The organism is Pseudomonas sp. S1(2024) (genome assembly GCF_046557535.1).
Genome location: NZ_JBKGFP010000149.1, coordinates 1 through 6,774, shown reverse-complemented (window position 1 = coordinate 6,774; position 6,774 = coordinate 1). Strand labels below are relative to the sequence as shown.

The following is a 6,774-nucleotide window of genomic DNA, read 5'->3' as shown; positions in this document are numbered from 1 at the left end:
CTGACTGGCGAGGTGAACGGGCAGTTCTATTCGCGCATGTGGCAATTGGCGCGGGCGGACAGCTTTGAACCGAACAGCGAAGTGGCGGCCTTGTGTCGCGAAAGGGCCGCAAAGCGGCCCCAGCCATTTCAGATCAGGAAGCAGTACTGGCCACGCCCTGCGCATCTTTCGGCGCCAGGCGGAATGCGTAGTACAGCACCGTCAGCAGCACCAGGAACGCCGGGCCGATGTACAGCGCCACGCGGGTATCCTCGAAGTACGCCATCAGGCCGACCACCAGCACCAGGAAGGCCAGCGCCAGATACGAGCTCAACGGCCACAGCCACATGCGGTATTTCAGCGCCTTGCGTTCAGTGGAGCTCAGGCCGGCGCGGAACTTCAGTTGCGCCAGCAGGATCATCACCCAGGTCCAGATCGCGCCGAAGGTGGCGATCGAAGTCACCCAGACGAAGACCTTCTCCGGCACCAGGTAGTTGGCCAGCACGCCCAGCAGCAGCGCACCGATCGACAGCAGCAGCGCGTTGCGCGGCACGCCGTTCTTCGACGTACGGGCGAAGGCCGCCGGGGCCTGGCCGTTCTGCGCCAGGCTGTAGAGCATGCGCCCGGTGCTGAAGATGCCGCCGTTGCACGACGACAGCGCTGCAGTGATGACCACGAAGTTGATGATGCCGGCAGCGGTCTTGATGCCCAGGCGCTCGAAGGTCATGACGAACGGGCTGCCCTGGCTGCCGATTTCGTTCCAAGGGTAGATCGACAGGATCACGAACAGCGCACCGACATAGAACAGCAGAATGCGCCAGAACACCGAGCCGATGGCCTGCGGGATGGTCTTTTGCGGGTTGCGTGCTTCACCGGCGGTCAGGCCGATCATTTCCACGCCCAGGTAGGCGAACATGACCATTTGCAGCGACATCAGCACGCCGGTCACGCCATTGGGCATGAAGCCGCCGTTGCTCCAAAGGTTGGAAATACCCACTGCCACGCCGTCATTGCCGAAGCCAAAGGCAATGATGCCGATGCCGCCAAGGACCATGGCGATGATGGTGACGATCTTGATCAGGGCGAACCAGAACTCGAATTCACCAAAGGCCTTGACGGCCACCAGGTTGACCGCCCCCATGCTGCCCAGCGCCGCCAGGGCCCAGATCCAGCGTGGTACGTCAGGGAACCAGATACCCATGTAGATGGCTACCGCGGTGATTTCGGCAACGCAGGTCACCAGCCACAGGAACCAGTAGTTCCAGCCGGTAAGGAAGCCCGCCAGCGGGCCTAGATAGTCCTGGGCATAACGGCTGAACGAGCCAGCGACAGGGTTGTGCACGGCCATTTCGCCAAGGGCGCGCATAATCACCAGGATGGCCAGGCCGCCGATGATGTAGGACAACATGATGGCGGGGCCGGCCATTTCGATGGCCTTGGCCGAACCGAGGAAAAGACCGACACCGATACAGGCGCCCAGCGCCATCAGGCGGATGTGCCGTTCGCCCAGTTCACGCTTGAGCGGGCCGCCTTCAGCGGCCTGGCCGTGGGCAGAGTGGTTGCCGACTGGCATAGCAATACAACCTCATTTTGTTATTGGATTTGACCTTCGTGCAGCACCAGCCAGGCCGATAGGCGTGGCATTGGCTTGCCGAACTGGCCTTGTGGGCCGGCCCGAGTGCCGGAATAGAGCGCCCGGCAAAGCGAAGGGGGCGAGCAGTATAGGAAGACCCTTGCAGGTTTTTTCGCTGTATAAACAGGAATATTCAGCTAGATCTCTGGGGCCGCTTCGCACCCCATTCGCCGCACAAGGCTGCTCCTACAATGGATACGCATTCCCCTGTAGGAGCAGCCTTGTGCTGCGAATGGGGCGCGAAGCGGCCCCAAATCGCCCGGCCACCATAGCAACATCGCCGTATGAAGAAACCAACACCAAAGCCGCATAGCCCTACGCCACTCTTCTCCGTCTCTTACAAATTTTTCACCTGACCCGCTCAACGTCTAAGCTTCAGACAAGCAAGACGAAAATACCTGGCCGGATAGAAGACTATGGGCGCACTGTGGCAATCGGAACCAAGCAGAACGGAAGCACCCGAGATACCTCCGGCCGAGAAGCCACAACCAAAGTCCCCCCGTCAGCGTCGGCTATGGTGGCGGCTGATCATCCTCATCCTGCTGGTGGCGCTGGTTGCCATCGGCTTCGCTGCATATGACGAATTCCGCACCTCCAACCTGCAGTCGCGGGAATTCAGCAAGCTGGCCAGCACCCTCACCTATTCGCTGCAACCAGGCCCCAGCGATGCCATCGTCTACCCCGGCGAAGGGCCGTTCGACAAACGCCTGGGCTACAGTGCCCTGGGCGAATTCCTGCCACGCCTGCTCAAGCGCGACTACCTGATCAGCGAGCAGGTGAAGTTCTCGCCGGCGCTGATGAACTACGTCGATCATGGGCTGTTCGCCCCCTATATCGAGAAAATCCAGGCTGGCCTGTCGATCACCGACTGCCGTGGCGACATGCTGTACCAGTACAACTACCCGCAACACTTGTACCCGGACTTTGCGGCGATCCCGCCGGTTATCGTCAACAGCCTGCTGTTCATCGAGAACCGCGACCTGCTCGACACCAAGGACCCGCGCAACAACCCGGCCGTGGACTGGCCGCGCTTCGCCAAGGCCGCCTACAGCCAGGTGGCCAAGTACCTGGCCCTGCCCGGCCAGTCCGCTGGCGGTAGCACCCTGGCCACGCAGCTTGAAAAGTACCGCCATTCACCGGACGGCCTGACCGTTTCCGGCGCCGAGAAGATCCGCCAGATGATTTCCGCCAGCGTGCGTGCCTATCAGGGCGGCCCTGATACAACCGAGGCGCGCCAGCGCATCGTGCGGGACTACCTCAACAGCGTGCCACTGTCGGCAGTACCTGGGCATGGCGAAGTGCATGGCATGGCCGAAGGCCTGCGGGTGTGGTACGGCGCCGATTTCGACCAGGTCAACCAGGCCCTGAGTTCCACCGCCAGCGACCCTGAGAGCATGGCCGCACGCGGCCTGGCCCTGCGCCAGGTGCTGTCGCTGATGATTGCCCAGCGCCGGCCGTCGCACTACCTGTCCAAGGGGCGGCTCGAACTGGCCGAACTGACCGACGCGCACATCCGCGTGCTGGCCGCCAACAAAGTCATCGAGCAGCCACTGGCCGACGCTGCACTGGCCAGCAAGGCGGTATACCGCGACTGGGTGGCGCAACCGACCATCGTGCCGATCGTCACCAACAAGGGCATCAGCCTGGCACGCAACCGCCTGGCAGCCATGCTCAACCGCCCGCTGTACGATCTCGACCGGCTGGATCTGTCGGCCACCAGCACCCTGCAGTCCGACCTGCAACTGCAGGTCAGCCAGTACCTGAAAAACCTTGCCGACCCTGAATTCGCGGCGCAGATCGGCCTGATCGGCGAACGCCTGCTCACCGCCAAGACCACCGATCAGGTGAGCTACAGCTTCACCTTGTTCGAGCGCACCGCCGACGGCTCGCGGGTGCGGGTGCAGACCGACAGCACCGACCAGCCATTCGACATCAACGAAGGCAGCAAGCTGGAGCTGGGTTCAACCGCCAAGTTGCGGGTGCTCACCACCTACCTGGAGATCATCGCCGAACTGCACGACAAATACGCCGGCAAGCCAGCCGCCGAGTTGAAGAAAGTCGAAGTCGCCGAGCTCGACCGCATCAGCCAGTGGTCGCTGGAATGGCTGGCGCAGAACAGCAAGAACCAGAGCCTGGACGCCATGCTTGATGCCGCGCTGGAACGCAAGTATTCGGCCAACACTGGCGAAGCCTTCTTCACCGGCGGCGGCATGCATGTGTTCAACAACTTCCGCAAGGAAGACAACAGCCGCAACCCAACCCTCAAGGATGCATTGCGCGAGTCGATCAACCTGCCGTTCATCCGCCTGATGCGCGACCTGGTGCGCTACGTGACCTACCAGCAACCGTACAACCGCGTGCCGCTGCTCAAGGACGACTCCGACCCGCGCCGCCAGGAATACCTGGCCCGTTTCGCCGACAAGGAAGGCACCAACTACCTGATGCGTTTCTGGAAGAAATACCAGCGCAAGACCTCGCAGCAGCGCCTGGACACCTTCCTCGACAGCATGCGCGTGACCCCGCAACGGTTGGCGGCCGTGCACCGCTACCTGTTCCCCGAGGCTGGCCAGGAAACCTTCAACGCCTTCGTCCGCGCCCACCTCAAGGGTGACAAGATCGTCCTGGGCAAACTGACCGATGGCCGCCTGTCGGAGATGTACGACGCCTATGGCCCGGGCAAGTACGACCTGCCCGACCAGGGCTATATCGCCAAGGTCCACCCGCTGGACTTGTGGCTGTTGGGTTACCTGCTGAAGAACCCCGGTTCGACCTTGACCGAAATGGTCAATGCCAGCCGCTTCGAGCGCCAGGAGGTATACGGTTGGCTGTTCAAGAGCCGTCATCAGGGCGCCCGTGACAGCCGCATTCGCACCATGGTGGAGATCGAAGCGTTCCTCGACATTCATCAGCGCTGGAAGCGCGTGGGCTATCCGTTCGACCACCTGGTACCCTCGCTGGCCACCGCCATCGGCAGCTCGGGCGACCGCCCCGCCGCCCTCTCCGAGCTGGTCGGCATCATTCAGAACGACGGTGTGCGCCTGCCGACCTTGCGGATCGACACCCTGCACTTTGCAGCCAACACGCCTTACGAGACCAAGCTGGTCACCGACCCGGACCGGGGTGTGCGGATTCTGCCGGTCGAAGTGGCGCGCGCCCTCAAAGGCGCCATGTCGCAGGTGGTGGATGCGGGCACCGCGCGGCGTATTTCCGGCAGTTTCAAGCTGCAGGACGGCACGCCATTGGTGATGGGCGGCAAGACCGGTACCGGTGACAACCGCATCGAAAGCTTTGGTGCTGGCGGCCGACTGATCGGCTCGCGCTCGTTGAACCGTACCGCTACCTTCGTGTTCTTCCTGGGTGACAACCATTTCGGCACCTTGACCGCATTCGTGCCGGGGCGCTCGGCAGAGGCCTTCAAGTTCACCTCGGCGCTGCCGGTGCAGGTGCTCAAGGGCATGGCTCCGATTCTCATGCCTTACCTGCAACCGGGCAATCCGAACGAGTGCAAGCCGCCGCAGGTTGCCGTGCATACAGCCACACCGCAAGGGGACACATCGAACGAATAGATGATAATCATCTGCAATTGAGGGCTTGTCTTTAGATATATCTTGAGTAATATCTTACGATATATCGCAAACGACGGAGCCCTGCCCCCATGCGCGAACATACCCCCCATGACCCCTTCGAGCGGCGCCCAGGTCGTGGCGAACGCGGCCCGCGCGTCTTCGCTCCCGGCGACCTCAAGCTGCTGATGCTGGCCCTGCTCGCCGAGCAGCCAGGCCACGGCTACGACCTGATCCGCCAGATCGAAAACCTGTTCGACGGTAGCTACAGCCCAAGCCCCGGGGTGATCTACCCCACCCTCAACTTCCTCGAGGAGGCCGAACTGATCAGCGGCCAGGTGCAGGGCAGCAAACGCCTCTATGCCATCACACAAGCCGGCCGCACCGCCCTGGCCGAACAGGCCGTCGCACTGGACGGCGTGCGCATGCGCATCGAAGTCAGCAAGCGCGCCCTGCGCGGCCACGACCGCCCACCAGAGATTCATGAAGCGGTCGGCAACCTGCGCCACGCACTGCACATGCACAGCGGCCGCTGGACACCGGAAGAAATCGAGCGGGTCCGCGACCTGCTCAACCACGCCGCCAAGGCCATCGCCTCCTCGCCGGCTGAACCTGCCAGGGAGACACCCCATGAGTGACACCATTCACCGCGTCAACCACGAAATCCGCCAACGCCACCTGCAGGTGCTGCGGGTCACCGAACTGACCCCGCGCATGCGCCGTATCACTCTCGGGGGTGCCGAACTGCAAGGTTTCACCAGCGTGGGCAGCGACGACCATATCAAGCTGCTGTTCGCCGAAACGCCGGAGCAACAGCAAGCCATCGAGGCTCGCAACCTGGGCCGAGAAGGTGGCGCACGGCCTACCATGCGCGAATACACGCCACGGCGCATCGACCTGGTGGCCAATGAACTGGATATCGACTTCGTGCTGCACGGCGATGGCCCTGCATCCACCTGGGCCGCCCAGGCGGCACCCGGGCAAACCCTGAACATTGCCGGGCCGCGGGCTTCGATGGTGGTGCCGGACATCTTCGACAGCTACCTGCTGATCGGTGACGAAACTGCCATCCCGGCCATTGGCCGCCGCCTGGAGGAGTTGCCTGCGGGGCGTCAGGTGCTGGCGGTTATCCAGATCGAAGACGAGCAGGAACGCCAGCCACTGCCGAGCAAGGCACAGGTGGAGGTGATCTGGGTACGTCGCCAACTGGAAGACTTGCTGGCGCTGGTGAAGAACCTGACCTTGCCGCAAGGCCGGTTGTACGGCTGGGTAGCACTGGAAAAGGCCCTGACCCGCCAGGCCAAGGCACTGTTGCTGGAGAAAGGATTGCCTGAGGATGCGCTCAAGGCTGTGGCCTACTGGCGTGCCGACGGGACTGCTGAGGACGAATGATTGTTTATATTGCCTGCACTGGCCCTATCGCCGGCAAGCCGGCTCCCACAGGTACCCGCAGCGCTCAAGGGCTGCGCTGTCGTGCAGAGAACCAATATCGCACGTCTGACGCGTCCTTTGTAGGAGCAGCCTTGGGGGGGGGGGGGGGGGGGGGGGGGGAGGGGAGGGGGGGGGGGGGGAGAAATAGATCCGTACACAACACCCAGA

Annotated in this window: 4 protein-coding genes; 3 read left to right on the top strand and 1 reads right to left on the bottom strand. The window is 62.7% G+C overall.

Going from position 1 to position 6,774, the window contains the following annotated elements; translation table 11 throughout:
- Positions 1–133: 133 nt before the first annotated feature.
- Complete coding sequence (locus ACLCGK_RS33310; protein WP_410953726.1) at positions 134–1,552, bottom strand: amino acid permease; 1,419 nt, start codon at positions 1,550–1,552, stop codon at positions 134–136.
- A 476-nt stretch (positions 1,553–2,028) separates the two neighbouring features.
- On the opposite strand from ACLCGK_RS33310, the gene ACLCGK_RS33305 reads away from it, so the two are divergent.
- The 3 genes from ACLCGK_RS33305 to ACLCGK_RS33295 all read left to right on the top strand — a co-directional run bounded on the left by ACLCGK_RS33305 (position 2,029) and on the right by ACLCGK_RS33295 (position 6,567).
- Complete coding sequence (locus ACLCGK_RS33305) at positions 2,029–5,178, top strand: transglycosylase domain-containing protein (protein ID WP_410953725.1); 3,150 nt, start codon at positions 2,029–2,031, stop codon at positions 5,176–5,178.
- Between the two features lie 89 nt (positions 5,179–5,267).
- Positions 5,268–5,813: a PadR family transcriptional regulator gene (locus ACLCGK_RS33300; RefSeq protein ID WP_054573739.1), complete on the top strand. Its 546-nt coding sequence runs from the start codon at positions 5,268–5,270 to the stop codon at positions 5,811–5,813.
- Entirely contained in the window at positions 5,806–6,567 is a 762-nt protein-coding gene (locus ACLCGK_RS33295) for a siderophore-interacting protein (protein WP_410953724.1), read from the top strand. The genes ACLCGK_RS33300 and ACLCGK_RS33295 overlap by 8 nt, the downstream gene beginning before the upstream one ends.
- Positions 6,568–6,774 lie beyond the last annotated feature (207 nt).

Coding starts and splice junctions, on each gene's coding strand:
- ACLCGK_RS33310 (WP_410953726.1), bottom strand. CDS start 1,552: ATGCCAGTCGGCAACCACTCTGCCCACGGCCAGGCCGCTGAAGGCGGC.
- ACLCGK_RS33305 (WP_410953725.1), top strand. CDS start 2,029: ATGGGCGCACTGTGGCAATCGGAACCAAGCAGAACGGAAGCACCCGAG.
- ACLCGK_RS33300 (WP_054573739.1), top strand. CDS start 5,268: ATGCGCGAACATACCCCCCATGACCCCTTCGAGCGGCGCCCAGGTCGT.
- ACLCGK_RS33295 (WP_410953724.1), top strand. CDS start 5,806: ATGAGTGACACCATTCACCGCGTCAACCACGAAATCCGCCAACGCCAC.